General features: G+C 46.9%; 25 protein-coding genes and 1 tRNA gene. 11 read left to right on the forward strand and 15 right to left on the reverse strand.

The annotated features are described in order from the left end of the window. Positions 1–69 precede the first annotated feature (69 nt). Complete coding sequence (locus tag ACNFVB_RS00840; RefSeq protein ID WP_430737767.1) at positions 70–999, reverse strand: DJ-1/PfpI family protein; 930 nt, start codon at positions 997–999, stop codon at positions 70–72. 145 nt (positions 1,000–1,144) lie between these two features. Here ACNFVB_RS00840 and ACNFVB_RS00845 point away from each other — a divergent pair, with 145 nt between their 5' ends. Further along, on the forward strand, positions 1,145–1,279 hold the full coding sequence (locus tag ACNFVB_RS00845) for a hypothetical protein (RefSeq protein WP_430737768.1): 135 nt from the start codon (positions 1,145–1,147) through the stop codon (positions 1,277–1,279). 2 nt (positions 1,280–1,281) lie between these two features. Here the strand turns inward: ACNFVB_RS00845 and ACNFVB_RS00850 are convergent, their stop codons facing one another. The 3 genes from ACNFVB_RS00850 to hisB all read right to left on the reverse strand — a co-directional run bounded on the left by ACNFVB_RS00850 (position 1,282) and on the right by hisB (position 3,239). Further along, positions 1,282–1,671: a hypothetical protein gene (locus tag ACNFVB_RS00850; RefSeq protein ID WP_430737769.1), complete on the reverse strand. Its 390-nt coding sequence runs from the start codon at positions 1,669–1,671 to the stop codon at positions 1,282–1,284. Between the two features lie 127 nt (positions 1,672–1,798). Then, positions 1,799–2,434 carry an imidazole glycerol phosphate synthase subunit HisH gene (hisH, locus tag ACNFVB_RS00855; RefSeq protein WP_430737770.1) on the reverse strand — a complete coding sequence of 212 codons (636 nt, stop codon included), beginning with the start codon at positions 2,432–2,434 and terminating at the stop codon, positions 1,799–1,801. A gap of 145 nt (positions 2,435–2,579) precedes the next feature. Beyond that, positions 2,580–3,239 carry an imidazoleglycerol-phosphate dehydratase HisB gene (hisB, locus tag ACNFVB_RS00860; RefSeq protein ID WP_430737771.1) on the reverse strand — a complete coding sequence of 220 codons (660 nt, stop codon included), beginning with the start codon at positions 3,237–3,239 and terminating at the stop codon, positions 2,580–2,582. Between the two features lie 400 nt (positions 3,240–3,639). Here hisB and ACNFVB_RS00865 point away from each other — a divergent pair, with 400 nt between their 5' ends. Both ACNFVB_RS00865 and ACNFVB_RS00870 read left to right on the forward strand, forming a co-directional pair. Next, entirely contained in the window at positions 3,640–4,062 is a 423-nt protein-coding gene (locus tag ACNFVB_RS00865) for a hypothetical protein (RefSeq protein ID WP_207969955.1), read from the forward strand. 147 nt (positions 4,063–4,209) lie between these two features. Further along, a tRNA-Phe gene (locus ACNFVB_RS00870) sits at positions 4,210–4,285 on the forward strand. A gap of 83 nt (positions 4,286–4,368) precedes the next feature. On the opposite strand, the gene ACNFVB_RS00875 is transcribed toward ACNFVB_RS00870, so the two are convergent. Then, entirely contained in the window at positions 4,369–4,725 is a 357-nt protein-coding gene (locus ACNFVB_RS00875) for a hypothetical protein (protein WP_430737772.1), read from the reverse strand. A gap of 190 nt (positions 4,726–4,915) precedes the next feature. Between ACNFVB_RS00875 and ACNFVB_RS00880 the strand changes: the two genes are divergently transcribed. Both ACNFVB_RS00880 and ACNFVB_RS00885 read left to right on the forward strand, forming a co-directional pair. Then, positions 4,916–5,416, forward strand: coding sequence for a DUF4385 domain-containing protein (locus ACNFVB_RS00880; protein WP_105244414.1), 501 nt, complete (start codon positions 4,916–4,918; stop codon positions 5,414–5,416). A 229-nt stretch (positions 5,417–5,645) separates the two neighbouring features. Next, positions 5,646–6,329: a phosphoglycolate phosphatase gene (locus ACNFVB_RS00885; protein WP_430737773.1), complete on the forward strand. Its 684-nt coding sequence runs from the start codon at positions 5,646–5,648 to the stop codon at positions 6,327–6,329. Between the two features lie 71 nt (positions 6,330–6,400). Here the strand turns inward: ACNFVB_RS00885 and ACNFVB_RS00890 are convergent, their stop codons facing one another. Next, positions 6,401–7,969 carry a YifB family Mg chelatase-like AAA ATPase gene (locus tag ACNFVB_RS00890; RefSeq protein WP_430737774.1) on the reverse strand — a complete coding sequence of 523 codons (1,569 nt, stop codon included), beginning with the start codon at positions 7,967–7,969 and terminating at the stop codon, positions 6,401–6,403. Between the two features lie 291 nt (positions 7,970–8,260). Here ACNFVB_RS00890 and ACNFVB_RS00895 point away from each other — a divergent pair, with 291 nt between their 5' ends. From ACNFVB_RS00895 to hemN, 3 genes are all read left to right on the forward strand, one after another. Further along, a complete protein-coding gene (locus ACNFVB_RS00895; protein ID WP_430737775.1) occupies positions 8,261–8,506 on the forward strand; it encodes a hypothetical protein in 246 nt (81 codons plus the stop codon). Then, positions 8,500–8,913 (forward strand): penicillin acylase family protein, encoded by a 414-nt coding sequence (locus ACNFVB_RS00900; protein ID WP_430737776.1) that lies wholly within the window; start codon positions 8,500–8,502, stop codon positions 8,911–8,913. Before ACNFVB_RS00895 ends, ACNFVB_RS00900 begins: the two co-directional genes overlap by 7 nt. Positions 8,914–9,091: 178 nt before the next feature. Continuing rightward, entirely contained in the window at positions 9,092–10,552 is a 1,461-nt protein-coding gene (gene hemN, locus ACNFVB_RS00905; protein WP_430738446.1) for an oxygen-independent coproporphyrinogen III oxidase, read from the forward strand. Positions 10,553–10,640: 88 nt separating this feature from the next. On the opposite strand, the gene ACNFVB_RS00910 is transcribed toward hemN, so the two are convergent. From ACNFVB_RS00910 to ACNFVB_RS00930, 5 genes are all read right to left on the reverse strand, one after another. Beyond that, positions 10,641–11,501, reverse strand: coding sequence for an SPFH domain-containing protein (locus ACNFVB_RS00910; RefSeq protein ID WP_075101278.1), 861 nt, complete (start codon positions 11,499–11,501; stop codon positions 10,641–10,643). A 39-nt stretch (positions 11,502–11,540) separates the two neighbouring features. Next, entirely contained in the window at positions 11,541–12,038 is a 498-nt protein-coding gene (locus tag ACNFVB_RS00915; protein ID WP_430737777.1) for an NfeD family protein, read from the reverse strand. 207 nt (positions 12,039–12,245) lie between these two features. Beyond that, complete coding sequence (locus ACNFVB_RS00920) at positions 12,246–12,821, reverse strand: porin family protein (protein ID WP_288996359.1); 576 nt, start codon at positions 12,819–12,821, stop codon at positions 12,246–12,248. A gap of 220 nt (positions 12,822–13,041) precedes the next feature. After that, positions 13,042–13,596 (reverse strand): porin family protein, encoded by a 555-nt coding sequence (locus ACNFVB_RS00925; protein ID WP_430737778.1) that lies wholly within the window; start codon positions 13,594–13,596, stop codon positions 13,042–13,044. A gap of 144 nt (positions 13,597–13,740) precedes the next feature. Continuing rightward, on the reverse strand, positions 13,741–14,286 hold the full coding sequence (locus ACNFVB_RS00930; protein ID WP_198336286.1) for a porin family protein: 546 nt from the start codon (positions 14,284–14,286) through the stop codon (positions 13,741–13,743). Between the two features lie 415 nt (positions 14,287–14,701). Here ACNFVB_RS00930 and ACNFVB_RS00935 point away from each other — a divergent pair, with 415 nt between their 5' ends. Next, the gene (locus ACNFVB_RS00935; protein ID WP_430738447.1) at positions 14,702–15,943 is read left to right on the forward strand and encodes an 8-amino-7-oxononanoate synthase; all 1,242 of its coding nucleotides are present in this window, start codon (positions 14,702–14,704) and stop codon (positions 15,941–15,943) included. Positions 15,944–16,061: 118 nt separating this feature from the next. Continuing rightward, entirely contained in the window at positions 16,062–16,886 is an 825-nt protein-coding gene (locus ACNFVB_RS00940; protein WP_334221811.1) for a methyltransferase domain-containing protein, read from the forward strand. 104 nt (positions 16,887–16,990) lie between these two features. Here the strand turns inward: ACNFVB_RS00940 and dnaK are convergent, their stop codons facing one another. Continuing rightward, entirely contained in the window at positions 16,991–18,928 is a 1,938-nt protein-coding gene (dnaK, locus tag ACNFVB_RS00945) for a molecular chaperone DnaK (RefSeq protein WP_105244441.1), read from the reverse strand. Positions 18,929–19,126: 198 nt separating this feature from the next. Continuing rightward, positions 19,127–19,726, reverse strand: coding sequence for a nucleotide exchange factor GrpE (grpE, locus tag ACNFVB_RS00950; RefSeq protein WP_430737779.1), 600 nt, complete (start codon positions 19,724–19,726; stop codon positions 19,127–19,129). 526 nt (positions 19,727–20,252) lie between these two features. Here grpE and ACNFVB_RS00955 point away from each other — a divergent pair. Beyond that, a complete protein-coding gene (locus ACNFVB_RS00955; RefSeq protein ID WP_192993025.1) occupies positions 20,253–21,653 on the forward strand; it encodes an alpha/beta hydrolase in 1,401 nt (466 codons plus the stop codon). Positions 21,654–21,677: 24 nt separating this feature from the next. Here ACNFVB_RS00955 and ACNFVB_RS00960 read toward each other — a convergent pair whose 3' ends face one another. Then, positions 21,678–22,841: a metallophosphoesterase gene (locus ACNFVB_RS00960; RefSeq protein ID WP_430737780.1), complete on the reverse strand. Its 1,164-nt coding sequence runs from the start codon at positions 22,839–22,841 to the stop codon at positions 21,678–21,680. A gap of 54 nt (positions 22,842–22,895) precedes the next feature. Further along, positions 22,896–23,858, reverse strand: a complete 963-nt coding sequence (locus tag ACNFVB_RS00965; RefSeq protein ID WP_430737781.1) for a TIGR01777 family oxidoreductase — start codon at positions 23,856–23,858, stop codon at positions 22,896–22,898. Positions 23,859–23,920 lie beyond the last annotated feature (62 nt).

The raw sequence follows: 23,920 nt of genomic DNA on the forward strand, positions 1-23,920 counted from the left end.
TCTCTTTTTGAATGTAAAAAACGGACTAATAAATAGTCCGTTTTTTTGGATTAAACGCATCAAAACCTGTTAATTAAGCGCTTTTAGTAAAGCTTTAGCACTTATCTTACCAAACTCATTGGCCGCGAGTGGCCCGTCACCTGAGATTAGCTTACGATCTTGATGCGTTTGCCCTGAGGCCAGTTTATTGTCGATGGTAACGCCTAAATCCTCTAACTTATCCGCAAAGTACCATGGCATCGTACCAGGCAGATAGCCAATTTTTGGCATTTGCTTATCCATAACCGTCGGGAAGGCTACCATCTTATAGCCTTTAAAAATAAAGTCACGCTCGGAATTGCCTTCATCAGAACTGTCAGGACTATTAAGGTCAGCCGCCAATAACGCTGCAGGCCCGTGACAAATCGCTAAGGTAAATAGATCATTATCGTGTCCCCAGCGTAGCAATGCACCGAGGTTTTTGTCTTCTGGCAAGCCGAGCATCGCGCCATGACCACCGGGGATAAAAATCGCTGCATAATCATTGCTATCAGCCATGTCATTTTTGACAAGATCCGCGATGCTTTTTGGACTCTCAAACTTGGAATCGTACTCGCTATAGATTTGTTTGACGTCGTCATCGTCCTCTGGCATCGCCCACTGCTCGACCTTGACCGCCTCGCCTGTTGGCGTAAACACATCGACATCGAAGCCTGCTTTTTTGAAATGTAATAACGGCACCATCATCTCCACCGGATGATTACCGGTATCAAATTTATTGCCGTTCTCCATAGTCATATACTGCTCTTCGGTACAGACCATCATGATTTTCTTATCGCCCGTATAGGGATTATCGTAATTAGTATGATCGTAGTTGGTTTTATTCGGCGCAGCTATCTTCAGCGATGATGTTGAGGGAATATAAATGCCTGCTTCAGTTTCTTGCGGCTCTAAGCCTAGAGTATTTTTGGCGTTGTCTAAGGTGTCTTTGGCTTTATCTAATAGATCCTGCATATTCATAGTGGCTTCCTTTTTTATTGCTTATAGTTTTATGACTTGTATTGGCTCATCAAGAAAGATGACACCTATAAAGTAGCAAAATAAGGAGACGTGAAATAGACGAGACTTTTTATGTTTCGTAAGCTTTGTAAAGATAAGGCCGCTTATGAGCCTGCAACTGGCAAAAATTTTTCTTGCGTGCTGTGCCTGCGCCGCTCAAGGCTACGAAAAACCACGTGTCTTCTCGCTGTATCGTTTTTATATCGGATTGACTATAGTGACGGGCGACAGCAAAAGCTAGCTTTAGCCGTCCATTTTTTTATGGCGCTTAAGCAAGGCTTTGGTATGGGGGGTGGGCTGAAATATTTTTAGCCATTTATTGGCCGCATACAGCACCAAGGGCAGCAGGCAGGTGTTTATCAGGTCGTGTAGGCTGGCTTTGATATCCAAGACTCCCAGCGCAAATATCCCTTTTGGAATGATGATATGGCGATTATCCAGATATTCCCCGAGTAGCGCCACGCTCACCACCACCAGCAGGGCCATAAAAGCTCTGAGATTTTGGTTTTTGATAAGAGGGCGCAGTATCAGTAGGCACAGCAGATAGACCCCGACACCGACATAGATGTGCAGCGCATCTTTGGCTAGGCCTGTGACGTCGATGATATTGATTTTAAACGCGGTAAAATCCACTGGTGTTTTCCGTATATAACAGCAAGCAATAGCTGCGGCCTATAAGAAGTGAGCAACGCCGTCGACTCACCTTTCAAGCTGATATCTGTTCAGCGTGACTACTGATGAAAAAGACAGCGTTGTCTGGCTATATATCCCATTCAACGAAGTTCTTTAACAGTTGCAAGCCAGCGGTATGGCTTTTTTCGGGGTGAAACTGGGTGGCAAACAAGTTGTCTTGGATCACGCTGGCACAAAACGGCTGGCCATAGTCGCAAACAGCGGCCACTTGTGCGCTATCGGCAGGCACGCAGTAAAAACTGTGCACAAAATAAAAATACGCATGGTCATCGATACCGCGCCACAATGGATGGTGAAAGTCCATACCGCTAATGGTATTCCAGCCCATGTGCGGTACTTTAATCGTCGCGCCTTGCTCGTCTGTCCACGCCGGATCAAAGGCTTCTACGCTACCGTTTAGGATGCCTAGGCAATTTGTGCCGCCATTCTCGCTTGATTGCTCAAACAGCGCTTGCATACCGACACAGATGGCCATCACGGGTTTGTTAAAGATCGCGTCGCGTACGACATCATCGATACCCGCAGCGGTCATACCAGCCATACAGTCGCGCATGGCACCGACACCGGGGAAGACGATTTTGTCGGCAGCAGCGACAACTTTTGGGTCATTGGTGATAGAGACGTCTGCCCCTACCGCTGACAATGCTTTGCCAGCTGAGTGCAAATTACCCATGCCGTAATCTAATAAGGCGATTTTGGTCATTGATTGGTTCTCGTTTTTGAATCGTTTTTATTATATTTGATAACAGCGGATGAGGTACAGATAAAATCCTGCTACGAGCAAAAGCGCCAACTGTACAAGCCGTGCAATAAGCGCGGCTGTGACCGTAGCAGCACCGCACCTATCCTTAAAACGCCTCTTTGGTCGACGGTAAGGTATTTAGCGCTCGCTCATCATATTCACAGGCCATACGCAGGGCGCGAGCAAAGGCTTTAAAGGTCGACTCGATTTGGTGATGGCTGTTTTTGCCTTTAAGATTGTCCAAATGCACGGTCATCCATGAGTGATTGACAAAGCCGTAAAAGAATTCGCTAAACAGATCGACATCGAATGTGCCGACATGTGAGCGGGTAAATGGAATATCCATATGCAAACCTGGACGCCCTGATAGATCGACGACCGCGCGAGTCAATGACTCATCGAGCGGCGCATAAAAATGTCCGTAACGGCGGATGCCTTTTTTATCGCCCAAAGCTTTGTTAAACGCTTGCCCCAAAGTAATACCGGTGTCCTCGACGCTGTGATGGTCATCGATATAAGTATCGCCTGTGCATTTTATATCTAAATCAAAGAGACCATGACGCTTGATTTGATCGATCATATGATCCAAAAATGGCACCCCTGTGTCGACGACGCCTTGACCGGTGCCATCGAGATTGACCGTACATTTGACTTGCGTCTCAGCGGTATTGCGCTCGACGGTAGCGGTGCGCGCTGGACGGCCATATAGGTTTGGGGGTTGAGGCAAGGACTGTTCAGGGGTATGGGTGGTCGAATTGGCTGTCATGGCTACTCTCTATCAATAAAAGCGGTCAATAAAATGTGCTCAATAAAATAGGACGATAGACGTCCAATAAACACTCGTACGTTGCGAGCGGTGTCAACAAAGTCTGTCAATGACAAAAGATTAAAAAAGACTAAAATATGGCTGGCGCGCATGGGCTAAATGCAGCCTGTCTGCCAGAGACAATACGCGGCCTACCTGCATCATAGCAAACCCTAACCACGACCGCCACGGCCAAGCGCCAAACCACGCACAAAATCTGCGTATTCTGCTAAAATAGTGCATTGAGTTTTATCAATCATCAATGCTGTGACGCTGTGATGCCGCGTGCTATCTTGTTTATACCGACCTGACCTTATCACTGTCTATTTATAACATTCCATTTTTGATAGGAACAACTGCCATGCCTTTAGAAGCCATTGCCATCAACCGCTTAGACGCCCCGCTGATCAAAAAACCTGCACGCGACAATGAGTTAGCCGAGCGCTTGGCGGCACTATATGACAGCGATGAAACCCAGCCTAGTGGTGCAGAAGTGCTTCGGCTCGTTGAGCAAGGGTTTAGCCGTGGGCAATATCTATACGTCGGCATGTTTAATGACAAGCCCATCGCTGCGGTGGCTTGCTTCGATGACGGACAAACTAATGCCAAACGCCTACAGTACCTCACCGTACATCCAGAAAACCGCAAACGCGCGATTGATGCCAAGTTTATCAAGCTGGTCTATGATGCCGAGGTCAAAAAAGGCGTGCGAGAGTTCGTCCCTGCCGATGATGCTATTCATCGTATCATGAGCGAGTATGAGCTGCTGCGCGTCAAAGACTAGGGCGTGTCCTCAATTCAATCACTCAAAGTAAGACAAAACCCGATTATTTCGCTTATATTGACGGATATAGAGACTTTTATCACATAAAATGCAAAAACCCCTTGACAGCAGCGGCGATATTTAGTTTAATAGCGCCTCAACGAAGACGGCTCGATAGCTCAGTCGGTAGAGCAACGGATTGAAAATCCGTGTGTCGGCAGTTCGATCCTGCCTCGAGCCACCATTCGTTTACTAGATTCTAAAACCCCAAACATTGAGAAATGTTTGGGGTTTTTTTATGGCTGATTTTTATAGATTAATACTCACTTAACGCTGGTATAGCCTACCGCGCAATAACAGCTCACAGCGCTCGCGCGAATCCAAATCATACACCGTCGCGCGGTAATCAATACCATGACGCCCCTCAAAAAACACCACCCGATCCCCCACCGCCAAAAAACACGACGTGCGCGCATCATAGATAAAACCATCAATCACAAAGGCCAAGTCACGGTCTATCTCACGTACGGTATAGGTTTCACCCTGCGGGATAAAATGCTCAAACCACGCGCCATATGCCGCCGTGGTACTGAGTACACTGATGAGTAGCGCCGCGACACCCAACCTATATTTTGAAAATAAAATCGAGGTGATGCCAAATGGTTTTATACGTTTTATTGTCATGGTTTTGACCTACTCAGTAATCATCAAACGCTATCTAATGCTGGCTTTAGCGATAAAGCCAGCAGCGGTGATTCATATAGTAATCGCTCACTGTCACGGTTGTATAACACTTTTGCGCTGTTTTTTAGACAGCTGCGCTCAGTATACTCGATAGTAGCCGTAAACATCATACAAAGGATAAGGGCACACGATGCGAGAGTTTGATTATGACTTAGATTATAAAAACCTAGACCTGCGCGCGCAGCCTGAGCTATACCGAGTCGGGCGCGGCGAGCAAGGAGTGCTGTTGGTCGAGCCTTATAAGTCTGAGATTTTGCCATACTGGCGCTTTGCCACTCCTGAGGTTGCCAAGCAAAGCAGCGAGACGATTTATCAGATGTTTTTGGATTACTTGGCAAAGGATGATTTTGTCGGTGCTGACATGGCGCGCAAGTTTATCCAAATGGGCTACACGCGTGCGCGGCGCTATGCCAATCACAAGGGCGGCAAAAAATACAAAGGGGCGGTACCTGACGATAAAAAAGGCCAAAGCGGCGCGCATGGCCGCGAAGAGTTACCGCGTCAGCAAGAAGATCCTATCAAAGCAGAGTCCGCTCGTATTTTTAAGCAAAAATGGGACGCGTGCCGTAAAAATGACACCTATCTACAAATGAAAAAAGCGCACCGCGAGCGCTATAAAGATGTCGACTAGCGATATTTAAGCCTGCATAAAAGTGGGTGCAAAAGCTTAGCTGTGCTATGGTAGCACAGACGATCAAGATAGCTATCCTTGTATAAAATAGATACAGCGCTTGGCTCGCTTGCAGCGCCCCCACTCATTGCACACTGTCGCTTGCCTGCCTTGCCTTATATTGCTTGGTATTGTCTGGGCATCGAAGCTATCTTAAATCCGCTATAGCAACACAAAACCGAGAGGAATAATGGATAAGCAACTGTTGATTTTTGATTTTGATGGTACGCTCATCGATAGCGTACCAGACTTGGCCGATGCCGTAAACGCCATGCTGAGCACACTTGGCAAAGACACCTACCCTATTGATACCATACGTAATTGGGTCGGCAACGGCTCACGCATGCTGGTGGCACGTGCCTTGGTCGGCAAAATAGAGGTACTAGAAGACGAGCTAAATACAGACACTCTGGATCACGCCGAAGCGGTGTTTTTTACGGCTTATAAAGATATCAGCGGTAGCAAAACGGTCGCCTATCCAGACGTCGATGATGGTCTCAAACAACTAAAAGCAGCGGGCTACACACTGGCTTTGGTCACCAACAAACCCATTGGTTTTGTCCCAAAAATCTTACAGTCTTTCGGCTGGCAAGAGCTGTTTAGTGCTGTGCTCGGCGGCGATAGCTTACCGCAAAAAAAACCAGATGCCGCGCCGCTGCTACATGTCTGCCAAACGCTGGGCGTCACGCCAGCACAAGCCATCATGATAGGCGACTCTAGAAATGATATCTTGGCCGGCCAAAACGCCGGTATGGACACGCTGGGGCTGTCTTATGGCTACAACTATGGACAAGATATTCGCAAGCTAAATCCCACCCATGCGTTTGATGACTTTGCCGCCTTAGTGCAATGGATCCTGCAAAACGATGCATAAGCGATAAAATACAGTCTATACATTGATAATAAAGCCTATAGACCTTTAACTTAGGCGAGCCTGATTTGCTCTTATGCTTTGCCCCGATAGCTGAGCGCCTCTGACAAATGAGCGCTGGTGACATCATGACTAGCGGCAAGATCGGCAATGGTACGAGCAACACGTAAGACTCTATGATAGCCACGCGCCGATAAATTAAGTCGCTGCTGCGCCAACTGCAACAGTTGCTGCTCGCCCTCGCCCAGTGGCACATACTTATCGATCTCGCTTGGGCTCAGTGCATTGTTGACCTTGTGTTGCCGCGTTATTTGGCGTTGATGCGCGGCGGCAACACGCTCGCGGACTTGGGCGGAGGTTTCGCCTGTCTGCGCGCTCTGCAAGTCTGCGATGGGTAGTGCAGGTACAGTGATGTGCAAATCAATACGATCAAGTAGCGGCCCTGAGAGTTTGTCTTGATAGCGTTTGATCTGCTCAGGTCGACAGCGGCAGCGTCCCGAGCCATCACCGTCATAGCCACATGGACAAGGGTTCATCGCCGCTACTAGCTGAAAGCTGGCCGGAAAGGTCATTTGTGAGTTGGCACGGCTGATGGTGATTTGCTTGGCCTCCAACGGCTGACGCAAGACCTCGAGCACAGTACGATCAAACTCTGGTAGCTCATCGAGAAATAAAACCCCCTTATCAGCAAGTGTTATTTCACCAGGTTTCGGACGTGAGCCACCGCCCACCAGCGCCACTGCCGATATGGTGTGATGCACTTGACGAAAGGGCCGTGTACCATAATCATAATCATTGTCTGCCACCGAGTAAGTGCTGGCTACCTCCAGCGCCTCCTCATCACTCAAATCTGGCAAGATGCTCGGCAATCTCGATGCCATCAGCGTCTTGCCAGATCCAGGCGGCCCTGTAAACAGTAACGAATGACCGCCTGCTGCCGCAATCTCTAATGCCCGTCTGGCATGATGCTGGCCTTTGACATCAGCCAAATCTACCTGATAGCCGACATGCCGCTGCACGGTGCTGGGCGTGACAATGGGTAAACGCTGAGAGGTCTCGTTTGGGTCAGTCAGTGACTGTAAGTGTTCACACACAGCCTGCAAGCTCTCGGCGGCCAATACATCTACACCCTCGACGCGGCTGGCCTCAGCACCATTATCCATGGGCACGATCAACTGCGGCAGTTTTTGCGCGCAGCCTTTTGGGTCAGCTGTCGTTGTCATCTGCCCTAACCGCGCCGTTACCCCCTCTGCTTTTATCGCCCGTGCTACTGCCAGACTGCCGCTGACTTGGCGCAGCTCGCCATTTAGCGCCAGCTCGCCGATAAACTCAAACGCGGACAAGCCCTCAGGCTCGATCTGACCACTCGCCGCTAAGATACCAATCGCAATCGGTAAATCCAGCCGCGCGCCATCTTTTGGCAGGTCCGCTGGCGCTAAGTTGATGGTCAGACGACGATTGGGAAATTGAAAACCTGAGTTTAATATGGCGGAGCGTACGCGATCCTTACTCTCACGGACGGCCGCCTCTGGCAAACCCACAATGGTGAGTGCAGGCAAGCCTTGCGATAAATGCACCTCAATGATGACCTTGGGGGCATGCAGCCCGACGACTGAGCGGGTATAGACTTGGGCAAACGACATCAGTACTTCCTAATATAGGGAATCAATCGATAATAAAACATTAATTATCAGTGCGCAAATGTCGTGTCTCATTCGCTTTGTTTTCAATGTTAATATCACTTAATACCGATGCGTTAAATAAGGCAGCATTAGCATCATGCTTCTATATTGTTATATGATGAATAGATGCGTCTTAATCTCAACCCTAGACTTAAACGCATGCGCAATAAAAGGATGTTATTGCCTCATAAAGCTGATTGAGTCGAGCTTTGTGTACCACGCTTTTTTTAACCAACCAAGAATGGATAAGTTATGAGCATCAATGTGCTTAGCCATCGGCGTGTGCCGACCCTTACGCTACTGACAGTGGCCGTCTCCTTAGCTCTATTCGGTTGTTCGGATAGTGACAACAGTTTTAATAACGCTGATACCGCCCAGCCCACGACCACCTACGAGGTGGACATCCAGCGCACCGAGTTTGGTATTCCGCATATCACCGCAAAAGGACGTTATCGAGCGGTGGCAGTATCGACGCGACCCAAGCCTGCACAGTGCTGAGCAATTGGGATCGCCGTAATAACTTAGACAGTAGGGGCGCTCATGTCTTTAGAGAGTTTTGGCGCAATGTCGACTTTACCGAAACCACTGATGATGCCTTTAATGTGCCGTTTGATGAGTCTGACCCTATCAACACACCGCGCGATCTTAAAATCACAGCGGGCACCCGTGCCGCCTTGGCAGATGCGATTGCCTACTTTCAAAACAATGGCGTGGCGCTCGATGCCACATTGGGCGAGCTACAATACACCCTTGATGCCAGCGAGTATGCCTTTATCAATAACGGCCCGACATATATGCAAGCGCCGTTTCAAGAGCGTAGCAATTCTAAGCCTTTACACCCCCGCTATCAATTCTCCACATCCCAGTCTTTACCCGACTGCTCTAAGTCGTCTCCCCACTACTGATAGGGATTTGTTATACTAGCGGTAGCAAGTCAGTCATCTCTATACAACCAAAAGCGACACCCAAAACCGCAGCCTGTATGGTCAACCCGAGGAATGCCGTATGACAGAATACTCACAACCAGATACTCAGCAGCCCTACAACCGCGCTGACGAGCAGCCGACGACCACGCGCCCTGTCATGCAGCCTGACAACCCATATGCCAGTACGCGCGGCAGTATCACCAGCAAGCAGCTGCCAGCGTTTGATGAAGCGATGATCCAAAAATACAATCGTTCAGGGCCACGCTACACTTCCTATCCGACTGCTTTAGAATTTACAGAGATAGCTGATGGTTTAGAGACTAAAATCCTTCAAAGCCGTGAAGCACGCGCGCCCTTATCGCTATATTTTCATATTCCCTTTTGTCGCCACCTTTGCTATTACTGCGCTTGCAATAAAATCATCACTAAGAAAAACAGCGACTCAGGCGACTACTTAGAGTATCTCATCGCTGAGATTAAACTCAAGCGGCGCTTGCTGACCACTGAAGGTGGCAAGAACCCAGTCGTCAAGCAGCTGCATTTAGGCGGGGGTACGCCGACATTCTTGCGTGATGAAGAGATGGTTCAGCTCTGGCAGTTCTTACAAACGCAGTTTGAGTTTTTGAGTGATGATGAAGGCGACTACTCTATCGAGATTGATCCGCGTGAGCTGAGCGGCAACACCCTCAAGGTCCTACGCGATCTGGGCTTTAACCGCATCAGCTTAGGGGTACAAGACTTAGATGAGAGCGTCCAAATCGCCGTCAACCGCGTGCATTCAGCGGAATTAATCGAAAACGTACTTACTGAAGCACGCGAATTGGGCTTTCATTCTATCAATATCGATCTGATCTACGGTCTGCCGCATCAAACGCCTGAGACATTGGAGCAAACCATACGTCGCATCATCGAGATGGCACCCGACCGGCTGTCGGTGTTTAACTACGCGCATCTGCCGGAGCGCTTTAAAGCCCAGCGCCAAATCAAAGAAGCGGATTTACCTAGCCCTGCAGCCAAACTGACCATGCTGGGCAACACCATTAACACGCTCACCGAGGCAGGCTATCAATACATCGGCATCGACCACTTTGCCAAGCCCGATGACGAGCTGGCTGTGGCACAGCGCGAGGGTAAGTTGCATCGCAATTTTCAGGGCTATACCATCATGGGCGACTGTGATTTGCTCGGCTTTGGCGTCTCTGCCATCAGTCAAATCGCCAATGCCAATAGCCGCTATATCTTGCAAAACGATACCGACCTGCAAGCTTATCAAGCCACCATCGATGCCGCGCAGCACAATCTGGCCATCATGCCTGCGGTCAAAGTGATCAAAACCTCTATCAAAGATCGCTTGCGCGAGTATGTGATCATGAATCTGCTGTGTCACGACTACATCGACTTTAAAGACGTCAATCAAAAATTTGGTATCGATGCCATCACCTATTTTATTGATGAGATTGCGCAGTTAGGCGCGATGCAAGAGGACAGACTTATCGATATGGATGCCGCTGGTATTCGTGTGCTGCCAAAAGGTCGTCTACTCGGTCGCAACGTCGCCATGGTGTTTGATGAATATTTGGACAAAAAGCATAAAAACCGCTTTTCTAAAGTGATTTAACGTACTTTAAAAAATACTTTATACACAAAAAAGACCTCGTTTTTGAGGTCTTTTGCTATGTCAATATGAGCGCTCAACCGTAGCGTTGTTACACCTTAAACTTATCGCCAACCATACCTTTGACCGTGCTCAAGATATCTGCAGGCAGTACCACCATTTTTGAGTTATCAGACTCTGCAAGCTGACGTATCGACTTGATGTATTGCTCGCCTAGCAGATAAACAATCGGCATCTCTTCATCGCCCATCGCAGCGGTAATCAAGCGAATAGACTCCTCAGAACCTTTGGCCAGTACCACTTGCGCTTCAGCATCACGGCGTGAAGCCTCAAGACGACCATCAGCTTCTAAGATAGCCGCTTGCTTTTGACCATCGGCGCGCGTTACGGTAGCCCTGCGCAGACGCTCTGCTGCGGCCTGCTCTTCCATTGATGCTTGCATAGTATCAGAAGGATTGATGTCTTGGATTTCAACCGTTTTGAGTGTGATACCCCAATCAGCGATGTCTTCTGAGATGGCATGCTTGAGCTTGGTTTTAATCTCCTCACGACTAGATAGTGCGTTATCCAAATCCATCTCACCGATGATCGAGCGCAGGGAAGTCTGTACCAGATTACGGATACCATACTCATAATCTTCGATACCATAGACCGCTTTGTCCGGGCGGACGATATTGATATAAGCCACCGCGTTGGCGATGATTACCACGTTATCACGGGTGATAACTTCTTGCGATGGAATATCAAGTACGATGTCTTTGGTGGTGACTTTATACGCGACGTCATCGACATAAGGGATAATAAGGTTGAGACCAGGCTCTAGCGTCTGGCTATATTTACCCAGTCGCTGCACCACCCACTTATAACCTTGCGGTACGATGCGCACCCCTTTAAACACAGTAAAGACTACCAGTGCAATCAACACCACCATCACAATGCTAAAGCTTTCCATAACTCATCCTTATAATTGACAATTATATTTGACTGGCAGTCAAACTTGCCTATTTTTTTGGCTCAGCGTAGGCGACTGCATACTTCTGACGATCAGCTCATTGCCCACGATATCTGTCACCACCACCCGCTCACCAACTGCAATCTCCTCTCCTGTGGTGCGGCACATCCACTCTGCCGCGCCAACGATAGGGACACTAAAGCGCACGATACCTACGCGCTCGGGCTGCGGTGATAGCACAATCATCCCTGTCTCACCCACGATGACACCACCGCCCAATCCAGCTTTGGTACGGTCCACTGATAAAGGCTTGATAAACTTAAACCATGCCACTAAAAACACCGCCGACAGCACCAACCAAATGACAACTTGCACAAAAAGAGAAATCGGCAGGAGCCAAGCCAATGCTGCGACAATAATGGCAGCGGCACCAAACCACAAGCTGGCGAATGTCGGCACAAACATCTCAACAATCAGCAACAAAAAGCCCAGTACCAACCAGTGCCAAGGCTCAATCATCAAAAATATCTCCATCATTGCCACCCTATTTGAATCATCCTAGCTTGCTATCCTAGCTTTCAATGTAGCATACTTTTAGCATCTATAACCTCTTAAAAATCATCAATATACACCACTCATAACACAACGCCCATATCTTAGATGAAATCAAAAAGCGCCGAATAACCTTTGCCACATAAAAAAACGACCGCCAAAGCGATCGTTTTTGAGCTATTTTTATACTGATTAAAACTTGAAGTGTGCGCCTAATGTGACACCATTGGCATCTAAGTCTTCGCCATCATCAAAATCGATGGTTGGATAAACATTGTACATCACTTCCACACTCGCCATTGGGCTAACGTTATAACCCAAACCAAGACCACCAGCTACACCAGTATCTGACATGCTAAAACTTTCGTTTTCGCTCGCATCAAGCTTGTCTGTATAGTCTACGTCTATCTCGTTTTTTGCGACCCCTAAACGGCCTTTAGCGTATACAGCAGTGTTTGGAAAAGCATAGTCATAAGTTGCGTATAAGCCATACACATCAGCATTATATTCCGATTTTTCAAAGCTATCTTCAAAAGCATCCGTGTCGCTAGTCGTCAAGTATTCAGCTTCAAGACCAAACTCTGGTGTAAACTTATAGCCACCATACACACCATAAGAAAACGCATCATCTTCTGCATCATCTGGGCTGTATTGACCGATTTTCACGCCTGCATAAGGCTGACCTGCATAATTAAGTGCCGCTTGTGCGCTTACGCTCATTAATGAGCCAATTGATAATGCAATTAAAGCTTTTTGTAGGGTATTCATATATCTTCCTATTAAATAAAACTAAAATGTAGTCTGAATGAATGTCACAGAGCGTATAATTTAGATGAACTATTGTTTAATATGGTAGTCTAACAGAATGCTATTTCCTATGCACTTTTTTTTGGTGACTTCAATAGTACGTATTTACAATAAAAAAACGACCGCCAAAGCGATCGTTTTTTGTCTGATATATAAATATAAGGTGTGGTCAATCAATGCCTTAGAATTTCACCTGAGCACCAACAGTCATTAAATCAGCATCACTTCCCAACTTGTCGTATTCAGCTTCAACGCTAAAGTTTGGACTCACTGAATAACCAAGACCAACACCGCCTGCTAGGCTCGTATCACTGTCCGAATAAGTCTCGGTTCTGATTTCAGTATTGCCAATATTGCGCGTATAGTCCCCTTCTATCTCAGTTTTTGCCACACCTAATTTACCTTTGGCGTATAACCCTGTATTTGGGAACTGATAGCGGTAAGTACCATAAGCGCCATAAGACTTAGCATCAATATCGCCACCGCGATAATCTGCATCATCTGAGCCGACATACTCAGCTTCGATACCAAAGTTAGGGTCAAAATTATAACCCCCATAGATACCATAAGCCGTTGGATCATCAGCATCATTGACGTCTAGATCAAATTGACCGACTTTGGCACCGACGTAGGCTTGACCGGTGTAACCATTGCCATAAATGACAGCAGCTTGTGCACCTACGCTGAGTAATGAACCTGCCGCTAAAGCCAATAGTGTCTTTTGTAAAGTTTTCATAATATTCCCCTAATATAGTGTAGTTCGTCAATCTTATATAGAATATTGGTTTGAGAAACGAGGTAGACAACTGTCGTTTCTCAATGACTGCATTTCGCTTATAAAGTTCTAATCCGGTAGACTTTAAGTCATTTCATCATCGATTTAGAATTTTAAATGAGCGCCCACTGTTAATAGTTTGGCATCAACATCGCTATCCATCATGGCGTATTCAGCTTCTACGCCAAAATCAGGATTCACCGAATAGCCCAAGCCAACACCACCAGCGATACCAGTATCACTACTAGAATTTGAAACTTTAACTGGTCCCACAGTGTAATCGCCTTCTACTTCAGTTTTGGCTACCCCTAGTTTGCCTTTGGCGTATAAGCCCGTGTTTGGAAACTGGTAGCGAGCCGTACCATAAGCACCATACGTTTTGGCATCTAGGTCACCATTTATGTAGTCAGCATCGTCTGAGCCGACATATTCTGCTTCGATACCGAAGTTTTGGTCAAAGTTATAACCACCATAAACACCATAAGCTGTTGGGTCATCAGCATCGTCGATATCTAAGTCAAACTGACCGACTTTTACACCCACATAAGGTTGGCCTGTGTAGCCGTTACTATAAGTCGTCGCAGATTGAGCACTGACTGTCAACAATGAACCAGTAGCTAGTGCAAGTAGGGTTTTTTGTAGAGTATTCATGATAAGCTCCTTAAAACTATGACAAACAAGTTATCTATTTATATAGGTTTTTGGCCTTATCGCCTTGTTTGCTAACGATGAATAGATAGTAACAAACTATTTCAAACTCTCTGTCAGTGTTTGATGGTATGAGAGTTAAGATTTGCAAGTATTTATCAGCGTGTGGGTTACAAAGGCAAAGATATGAAATCTTTTGTTACAACCTCCATTTTTGTGCAATAATTCCTACTTATTTCATCGAAAGCGATGGCAGCGTGTGTGTCTGAGCACTAGGTTTTACCGAGCGTATCCTCATATTTCACCCAGTTAGACGATTATCGCTTGATAGAATACATGCCCTAGCCACAAGGAACAAAGAGACCGAAAAAGGCCAAAAAATCGCTTTGTTTTATCAAAATAACAGGAAAAATAGATGATGAGCCTCAAGGACGAGCTGGAGCAAGCACTACAGACGTTAAAGAAAAATGAGCAGTATCGGCAGATACCGACGCTGGCACATGATGGGCGCTATGTTGTTTATCAAGGCAAACGCTTACTAAACATCGCCAGTAATGACTATCTGGGCTTGGGCAGCGACAGTAGTCTACAAAGGGCGTTTTTTGAGCAGATGGATCAATTGTCTGACACACATTATCCTAAGATGAGTGCCACCTCCTCAAGGCTACTCACAGGAGACGACACGCAGTTACAAGCCTTAGAGCTTGAGATGCAAGCGTGGTATCAAACGGCGGTGTGTCAAGAAGATGCCTCTAATAGTCCTAGCAATCTGAGTAGGCCAAAATCTGTGTTGGTATTTAACAGCGGCTACCATGCCAATATCGGTATTTTGCCCGCGCTGACCGCCTTACCCATCAAAACGCTGGTATTAGCAGATAAGCTGGTGCACGCCAGTATTATCGATGGGCTGCGCCTTAGCCAAAACAAAACCGTTGGCTATCGCCGTTATCGTCATAATGACTACGCGCATCTGGCTCGGCTTATCGAGCGAGCTGATAACGATATCAGGCGCATCATTATCGTGACCGAAAGCGTGTTTAGTATGGATGGTGATCGCGCAGACTTACAACAACTGGTACAAATAAAAGCTCAAGATACGCGCATTGAGCTGTATGTCGACGAAGCTCATGCTATCGGGGTCTTAGGGGAGACAGGGCTTGGGCTGGCAGAGGAAACGCAGACACTCGGGCAGATTGATTATTTGGTTGGTACCTTTGGCAAGGCATTTGCCTCCGTTGGCGCTTATATCATGTGTGATGAAATTATCAAGCGCTGGCTGGTCAATCACATGCGCTCACTGATCTTTAGTACCGCATTGCCGCCCATCAACCATGCTTGGACACGTTTTGTGTTGGCCAAAATGCCAAGCTTGACGTCGGCACGGACGCATTTGGCGCTACTGTCTACCGAGCTGAGCGAGGCCATTGCTCGCAAGCACTCTACCAGCGCAGCCAGCAGCGCCTACGCCTCGCCTATCGTCCCTTATATATTGGGCGATAATGCGCGCACACTGGCCAAAGCCCAGCAGCTACAGGCCGCTGGGTTTTATGCACTGCCTATTAGGCCGCCTACGGTGCCTGCCAATAGCGCGCGCATTCGTCTCGTGATGAATGCCAAACTGACCTATGATGACTGTGAGCGGTTAATTCAGCAGCTGTAGTTGTCTTAAATATAGGTTGAATCGCTACTAGCGATGACGTACAGATGCCTTACGATCAGTCACAGACTGATAATATGGTTTAGGAAAAATGGCTCGCCGACAGGATGTAATAGCATAGATGACACACTCAGCCGCACTCAAGCTAGATCACAGAAAGCAAACCATCGCGCGCCATTTTGCCAATGCCAGTCATTATGATGAGCACGCCACTATCCAGCAAAAGATCTGTCACGACTTGCTGGCGACCATCTCAAAAAAAACGCAAGACAGCGTCTTAGAGATTGGCGCAGGTACAGGTCAGATGACCCGCCTATTGGCCGAGCACATTCAAAGCCAGCACTGGCTGATCAATGAGCTATGCGCCGAGCAAACAGCCACCTTGAAAGGCATTTTGCCAAATGCTCAGATCGCCATCGGCGACGCTGAAACTATCGACTTCAAAGGAGAACATAGTTTGGTTGTCAGCGCCAATGCTGTGCAATGGTTTGATAACCCTCTCAGCTTTGTTACCCACTCTGCCTCTCGCCTCCAAGCAGGTGGCCAGCTGGCCTTTAGCACCTTTACGCCTAATAATTTTTTGCAAATCAAAGCCCTGACTGGTCAAGGGCTTCACTATCCTGACATGCAGCAATGGCGCTTGGCATTGCATCACGCTGGGTTTGACAATATTGCGCTATCGACACGGCGCTTTGATGTGACGTTTTCTAGTCCTTATGCGGTACTCAAACATATGAAACTCACTGGTGTATCGACCAATCAAGCGCAAAACAAAGCCAGCCCGCGCGTGGCTTTCGTTTGGAACAAATCGAGCTTACAGCAATTTGAGCGGCGCTACTGGCAGCAGTTTTCGGCGATAGATGAGGCGGGAGACGCTGGTGTCATACTCACTTATGAGGCACTGATTATTAGCGCTCAGCTTATCGGGTCAAATATTGATCGTTGAACCAAATATCGATCGTTGATCAAATGGGTAACTGCCATAAAAAAACGCACCTCGAAAGGTGCGTTTTTTTGTCACATTAATCAACGGTCAGCTTATCAGCCGTTTTATTTTTTGTCGTCTACTTCTGTAAACTCAGCATCGACAACATCATCGTCGGCTTGGTTGTTGCTTGCTGCATCCGCGCCTTGCTGGAACTGGCTTGGATCCATACCTTCTGCGCCTGCACCGCTATCAGCATAGATTTTTTGGCTGATAGGCAAGAAAGCATTGTCTAGCGCTTCAAGTTTGGCTTTGATGTCGTCATGATCATCTTCTTTAGTCGCTGTCTCTAACTCAGAGATTGCCGCTTCTACTGATGATTTTTCTTCTTCAGTGACTTTATCACCCGCTTCTTTTAGCGCTTTTTGTACCGCATGGATACGACCATCCGCTTCGTTACGAACTTGCGCCAGATTTGCAAACTTCTCATCTTCAGCTGCGTTGGCTTCAGCGTCTCGTACCATTTGCTCAACTTCTTCATCCGACAAGCCAGAGTCTGCTTTGATCTGGATGCTTTGCGCTTTACCAGTACCTTTGTCAGTCGCTGAGATGTTCATGATACCATCAGCGTTGATATCGAAAGTCACTTCGATTTGTGGCAGACCACGCGGCGCTGGTGGAATATCTGTTAAGTCAAAGCGGCCAAGCAGTTTGTTTTGGTTAGCGATTTTACGCTCGCCTTGATAAACCTGAATGGTTACCGCAGGCTGGTTGTCTTCTGCTGTTGAGAACACTTGTGATTTCTTGGTAGGAATCATGGTGTTTTTCTCGATGATTGGGGTCATTACGCCGCCCATCGTCTCAATACCAAGCGTCAATGGTGTCACATCAAGCAATAAAACGTCAGTTTTGTCACCAGACAATACCGCGCCTTGAATCGCGGCACCCGCTGCTACTGCTTCGTCAGGGTTTACGTCTTTACGTGGCTCTTGACCGAAGAACTCTTGTACTTTTTGTTGTACAAGTGGCATACGAGTCTGACCACCGACCAAGATCACGTCATTGATGTCGCCGACTTTTAGGCCAGCATCTTCAAGGGCAATCTTACAAGGACCCATGGTACGCTGTACCAGATCTTCGGTTAAGCTCTCAAGCTTAGAGCGGCTGATAGTGATGACCAAGTGCTTAGGACCACTGCTGTCAGCGGTGATGTATGGTAAGTTCACTTCAGTGCTTTGAGCGCTTGATAGCTCGATTTTTGCTTTTTCTGCTGCTTCTTTTAGACGCTGCATCGCAAGTGAGTCACCTTTTAGGTTGACGTCTTGCTCTTTTTTGAATTCATCGACCAAGTAATCAATCAATGCTGAGTCAAAGTCTTCACCGCCAAGGAATGTGTCACCATTGGTCGCTAGTACTTCAAACTGTTGCTCGCCGTCTACATCTGCAATCTCAATGATTGAGATATCAAAAGTACCACCGCCCAAGTCATATACAGCAACGGTGCTATCGCCTTGCTTTTTGTCCATACCATAAGCAAGAGCGGCGGCAGTTGGTTCGTTGATGATACGTTTTACATCAAGACCGGCGATTTTACCGGCATCTTTGGTGGCTTGACGCTGTGAGTCGTTGAAGTAAGCAGGTACGGTTACGACCGCTTCTGTTACTTTTTCGCCCAAATAATCTTCTGCCGTTTTTTTCATTTTTTTCAAGATTTCAGCAGAAACCTGTGGTGGCGCTAGTTTTTTACCGTTTACTTCTACCCAAGCATCACCGTTATCCGCTTTGGCGATTTTGTATGGCACCATGCCGATGTCTTTTTGTACCACTTTGTCATCAAAACGGCGACCGATCAGACGCTTGATCGCAAACAAAGTGTTTTTTGGGTTGGTAACCGCTTGGCGCTTAGCCGATTGACCAACGAGGATTTCGTCGTCTTTATAAGCGACGATAGAAGGTGTGGTACGGGTACCTTCAGCGTTTTCGATGACTTTGACTTTGTCACCTTCCATCACTGCCACACATGAGTTGGTTGTACCCAAGTCAATACCAATTACTTTACCCATAATCAAATGCTCCTAATGTATATTTTAAATATAACTACTTATATCTTCAGACCATAGTCGGTCACTTATTGCTATATATCGGTTTGCCTGTCGATTTTTTCAAGGCAATCATCAAGCAAAAAATTGTCTTTTGTGTGATTTTTTGGCAAAACCCTTTATATAAGTAAGGTTTAGATGCTTAAAATCAAGTAAAAAATCCTACTGACCCACGCGTACCATCGCTGGACGTAGTAGGCGACCATTGAGGCTATAGCCTTTTTGTAGCACTGTACCGACCACATCAGCGTCGGCATCGGCATCGATACCCACCGCTTCGTGAACATCGGCATTGAACTTTTCACCTTGTGGGTCAATCATTTCGATACCGTTTTTGTTGAGGACAGACAGCAGGGCTTTGTGCGTCAGTTGCACGCCTTCGGTAACCGGATCGCTGGCGTCGGCGTTTTCAATCGCACGCTCTAGATTATCAACGACTTCCAATAGCTCTTTGGCAAATTTTTGTAGGGCAAATTTTTTGCTTTTATCGGCTTCTTGCTCCATGCGTTTTTGCGCATTGTAAGCTTCGGCATTGGCACGGGCGGTGGTCTCACGGGCCTGCTTGACCTCGCCTTCGAGCTCAGCAATACGTGCTTTGAAAGTGTCGATATCGATTTCGTTGTCGATGGTGACTTTTTCAGATAAATTGTTTTTTGGATCAAACTCATCCATGGTTTCTTCTAAAATACTGTCATTATGCTCGACATTGTCGTGCGCCACATTGTGCTCAGGGGATTTGTGGTTATTGTTTTGCTCGCTCATGATAGCTCCTTAGAATTTTAATAATGACGATTGATGTATGGCACAACAAACCTGCTGGCAGCAAATCATACTGTGCTCTTATTAGTCTGCGCTTTTATTAGATAATCAACAAATATCACTGATTTTTTGCGAATATGCTTTGATAGCTGATTGATAAAGGTGATGAGGACAAATTTCAAGCCTTGCGCTGAGGATTTTTTCCCATTTACAACAATTGCTGTACCAACGAGCGTGGGACTAGAGATATGGTGCTGACAACGGCATAAACAGTGAGGCCAAACATTGAAACAAAACGTTGGAACAAACAGGCAAATCTAGCCAATCTATTTTGCAAGAGGTACCCTCCTACTGCTATTGATTTACCTTTATAGCTCACACCCGCTACCAAACCTTTAGTTTATTCCAAAATTTTTACGGTTTTCATTCATTCCATTACCAAAATATACTCAATTTTATTTTCTTTTACTTTACTATGGCCAAAAACATCTGTTATTTCAAACATTAACCATCATGTATCCGAGGTGTTATGTCTCACTCAACCATATCGCTCAATACCTTATTAAATAGAGCGTTGATCAATCTAAAGCGCTCAAACGAGCTAGCGCCTGAGATAGAAGCTGTACCAAAAGATAGCGCTAAGCGTCAATGCTTTGCGTTAAAAAGCACGTGTGTGGGTTATCAGCAAGTCGTTCATCATCAAGCGCATACCTTGCATTATGCGATAAAAGGGCTGGGTTATTTGCCATTGCCGCTGTTAGAAAGTTTGGTCAGCTACCTTGGCGGCCCCACTTCTAAGCAATACTTGCATGCCGATGCCCATCTACGGCTGATTTTGGCAATAAATAGTAAGCTAAAAACCCCGCTTGAGCTGACGCCGATGCCTAAGCTGCGTGAGAGGTTCGCTGCCGATGCCGTGGCCATGCAGTCTCCAAAGGTATGGCAACAGACGGGCGATACGCTGATGAATAATATAAAGCGCTTTCGCAAAAAAGGTGAGGTCAGCGTTCGTTGGACTGATAAGGTGATTGCAAATGCTGATGATGGCGATATGACCATTCGCTGCTATCAGCCAGATGCTAGCACTTATAGAAAGACAATCAAAAAAGGCAGCGTGCACAATCCTGATGAGACCGTGTTGTTGTTTTTTCATGGTGGTGGGTTTTGTATCGGCGGTATCGATACGCATCACGAGTTTTGTCATGCGCTGAGCCAGCAGACTGGCTGGCCTGTCGTCAGTGTCGACTATCGATTGGCACCTGAGCACCCCGCTCCAGCCGCGCTAAAAGACTGTATCAGCGCTTATGCTTGGCTGGCCGAGCATTGTCATATGTTTGGCGCGCTGCCATCACGTATCGTCTTGGCAGGCGACAGCGCAGGTGGCGGCTTATCGACCCTTATTGCTCAGCAGCTCACCGCTCCTGCCAAACAAGCTTGGGCAGACCTAGGCGAAGCGGGGCAAGATATGTTTGCGCTGTTAGAGCGTCTGCCTCAGCCACTTGCGCAAATGCCGCTTTACCCTGTTACCGATATCGAGACAGACTATCCAAGCTGGGAGCTATACGGCGAAGGCTTGTTGTTAGATCATGACGATGTGGCGGTGTTTGACGCGGCATGTCTAAAAAACAGCCCCTTACCGCGACAACACATTCTCAACTCGCCTATGCTGGGGGACAACAGCCACGTCTGCCCCACTTATATCGTCACCTCAGAGCTGGATGTCTTACGTGATGAAGCTTTTGCGTATGCAGAGCAACTAAAGACACATGGCATATCGGTGAGAAACTATACGGTACTTGGTGCGCCGCATGGTTTTATTCACTTTATGAGCATTCATCAGAGGCTAGGATTAGAAACCCGCAAAATCATCCACGGTTTTGCCAGTTTTGTCCGTGAGGTCATTCGTGAGCAGGGGCAGTTAGCGGCCTAATGACTGGCTGCTTTGGCGCGCTGACTATGACGACGGCTCAGCAACGGCACCACTGGGCGTCAGGGTAATCATCCAAATCTCAGAGCGTGAGCCTAGTCTGAATGGGATACCCCAAAAGCCATAACCAGAGGATACGACAAAGTGTCCTTTGCCAATCGCCTCGTAGCCATACCCTATTCGATTAATGGCCTTTACAATGAAGTTGGCTGGGAAGATTTGTCCGTTGTGAGTATGTCCTGAAACCTGTAAATCAATGGGCAGCTGACTGTGCTCAGCAATATCACTCGGCCTATGATCCAGCAAAATAACAGGCTGTGAGGTATCAACGCGCGCGAGCAAATCCGTTGTAGCCACACGCTGGCGTTTGTGATTATCAAAGCGTCCGATCAACCAGACCGCTTGCCCCTGATGCTCTACACAAAATACGTTATCATTTAATAAATGTACGCCTGCATCCGCTAACGCTTGACTGATGGGTCGCTCATGACCATACAAATCATGATTGCCCAATGTTGCATAGACGCCGTATGGCAGGCTGCTGCATAGCTCAGCTAAGTTTTTTGCCATATTATAGTTATTAAACGCATCTGTATTGTCATCCATGATATCGCCTGGCATTAGTAAAATATCAGCGTCAACTTTGATTACCAGATGGCGTAATCTATCTATGGCAGCCACGCCAAATAGTCGTCCTATGTGCAGATCGCTTGCGACTGCAATCCGCAGTGGCTTGGCCAAAGGTTTGTCAATACTAATAGATAGCTGACGTACGACTGGCACATAAGCACTATGCAGTGCATAAATAAATAAGCTTATAAATATAACCAGTGCGAACCCTCGAAGCTCTAAGCCAACATCAGTAGAGATATTCGAGACACCGTCCGTGAGCACCCCTAACAATGATGCCCTAAAAACATAGTAGCCATATAGTATACCTATTATCAATGCCGCGAGCAGCATAAAATGCATAACCAGCATCCAACCACTAATCCAGCGATAGCTATTGGCAAATGCCCTTTTGATGCTCAATATCAGCAAGATATTGGTGATGGCGAACACACTAACCCATAGGACGATCTCTAATGTCGGCGTTGCCCAAGGCTGTAACCACCAATGTAAGCTTAGAGCAGCACCCGCACTAAACAGCTGCAAGAGCAAAAAAATGATGATGAAAAATGCGTAACGCATGGATTGTCCTTGAGCGCGATTTTTAATGTTTCACATGAAACAGTCAAGACACAACTAATCTTGTTCCTCTAATGCTTGTCTGAGTGTCGCATGCTTAAACGTGTAACCTGCATCAAGAAGCGCTTGTGGTAGCACCTTTTGACCATCAATTAGTAGTGTCGACATCTCACCAAATATCAGCTTTAGTAAAAATTCTGGTAAAGTAAAGAATGTTGGACGATGTAGCCATGTACCTACGGTTTTGGTAAAAGCATGATTGGTTACAGGGTTGGGCGCAGTTAAGTTGTAGACCATAGCTGGTGTATCATTTGTGGTTTTTAGTGAATTATCATTTGTGGTTTGACTGTTGTTATAATCAGCAAGGTGCTGCTCAATGATAAATATCACAGCGCCGACCCAGTCTGCCCGACTGATCCAGCTCATGATTTGCTTGCCATCGCCCAATTGTCCACCAACGCCCATTTTAAATGGGGTCAAAAGCTTGGCAAGTATCCCACCATCAGGATGAATCACCACACCAGTGCGCACGATTGCCACAGGCACACCATGTTCAGTGGCTTTAAGCGCTAACTGCTCCCAATCATCACATAATTTATGAGCAAAATCTGTCTCAAAACCACTACTTTCTGTCAATGGTTTATCGCCTTGTGTGCCGTACCACCCTATCGCTGAACCACTAATCAATAATTTGGGCTTGCTGCGGCTGCGAGCGATAAATGCCAACAATGCCTCAGTAGGCCGGATACGGCTCGCCATCAGCTGCTCTTTGCGACTATCGCTCCAGCGCGAGTCGGCAATACCTGCTCCCGCTAGGTTTATTATCACATCAAAGCTTTTATCAGTCTTTGTAAGCTCATCATAAGTCATCATATTAATGCCATCAGGATGTGCTTGAGTGCTGTCTCGCGTCAGCCATGTGATGGCAAGATCTTGTCCTGTTTGATAATAACGCTTGATCATCTCATCACTCAGCGCACTACCCAAAAATCCTGAGCCACCACTGATTAACATCTTCATACTCTGCTCCCTTTATGCTTCAGTTATTATCCGCATTACCTATCGTCTCAAAAAAACCAGAC

The organism is Psychrobacter sp. VH5 (assembly GCF_050572635.1).
Classification (GTDB): domain Bacteria; phylum Pseudomonadota; class Gammaproteobacteria; order Pseudomonadales; family Moraxellaceae; genus Psychrobacter; species Psychrobacter celer.